Origin of the sequence: Serratia sp. OS31 (assembly GCF_014164835.1) — a bacterium.
Lineage (GTDB): Bacteria > Pseudomonadota > Gammaproteobacteria > Enterobacterales > Enterobacteriaceae > Serratia > Serratia liquefaciens_A.
Genome location: NZ_JACJFQ010000095.1, coordinates 1 through 1,167, shown reverse-complemented (window position 1 = coordinate 1,167; position 1,167 = coordinate 1). Strand labels below are relative to the sequence as shown.

Genomic DNA, 1,167 nt, shown 5'->3' with positions numbered 1-1,167 from the left:
CGGCTAGGACACATACCGCCTGCAGAAGCCGAAAAAGCCTATTATGCTTCCAGTGCAAATAATGTTCTGGCAGCCTGAGCTTCTGGACTTAACTCTCTCCAAGAAAACCGGTGCGGTTCACCATGAAGTCGCGGGCAATTTCGGGTTGCGTCAGAAATTGCCGGAAAGTGGCATCATGGGGCGTTGGATTTTTTTTCATGGCGCTATCGTAACATGTTTGGTCGACGGCTCACTATCGCTGAGCGAAGGCTTCACCCGTTCTCCGGGCAGAATAGCGTCGGGATGTTGCTGCCGCCAGGTTTTTAATATTCGGTAGACGCTGGCTCTGCCCAGTTGGTCGGCAACCGCTTCGCGGGTGAGTCCGGCCAGCGTCAATTCAATCACCTGCTCCGCTTTAGCCTGAGCGGTGGGTTTTCTTCCTTTATATGCCCCTCTGGCTTTCGCGCGGGCAATGCCTTCCCGTTGCCGTTCCTGACGCAGGCGTGTCTCGAATTCGGCGAATACGCCCAACATATCCAGGAAAGCCTTGCCGGATGCCGAAGAGGTATCGATGGCCTGCTCGGTCGCCCTGAGCTTGATGTTTTGCCCTTCAAGCTCATGAACCAGATTCTGTAAGTCGCGCAGACTACGTGACAGGCGATCGATACGGGTGATCACCAACGTATCCCCTTCTCGCAAGTAATCAAGGCAGTCATCGAGTGCCTGACGGCCCTCTTTCCTGGCGCCGGTCATTTTCTCCGAGAAGATTTTACGGCAGCCGGCTGAAGTCAGCACCGCTATCTGATGTGTCAGCTCCTGATCTGTGGTGGATACACGAGCATAACCGACGAGCGCCATACGATTTAATCTCACTAGATATTAGATAATGAGATTTTTGCGTATCAAATTTACCAAATCAAGTTATGTGATACTTGTTTTGAACGTAGCGCCCCTGCGGGGCGAGCACGGCAGCGCTGCTGCCTCAACCGTCTTTAAGATACAGCCTCACCTCAACGCCGACGCCGTCTGACAGACCTATAGCTCACACGGGCGCATGCCCCCTGGCGCAACACCCGCATAAAATGAGCACGCCTGCGACGTGAGCCGGCTGGCGCCGACGCCCTTTTCCTGTTCCCTGCCGCCCTGTAGACTCTGCACCATGTATATTCCCCGACCGGCAAAGCTGCT

General features: G+C 54.7%; 1 protein-coding gene and 1 pseudogene. Both read right to left on the bottom strand.

The genetic code is table 11. The annotated features are described in order from the left end of the window. Nucleotides 1–121: 121 nt before the first annotated feature. Nucleotides 122–199 (bottom strand): annotated as a pseudogene (locus tag H5P17_RS26445) (Rpn family recombination-promoting nuclease/putative transposase); the annotation flags it as partial. Then, a complete protein-coding gene (locus H5P17_RS26440; protein WP_182825919.1) occupies nt 196–837 on the bottom strand; it encodes a recombinase family protein in 642 nt (213 codons plus the stop codon). The pseudogene H5P17_RS26445 and the gene H5P17_RS26440, both read right to left, overlap by 4 nt. Nucleotides 838–1,167: the final 330 nt, after the last annotated feature.

What these genes read in the sequence shown, in the direction of transcription:
- H5P17_RS26440 (WP_182825919.1), bottom strand. Translation starts at nt 837, where the DNA reads ATGGCGCTCGTCGGTTATGCTCGTGTATCCACCACAGATCAGGAGCTG.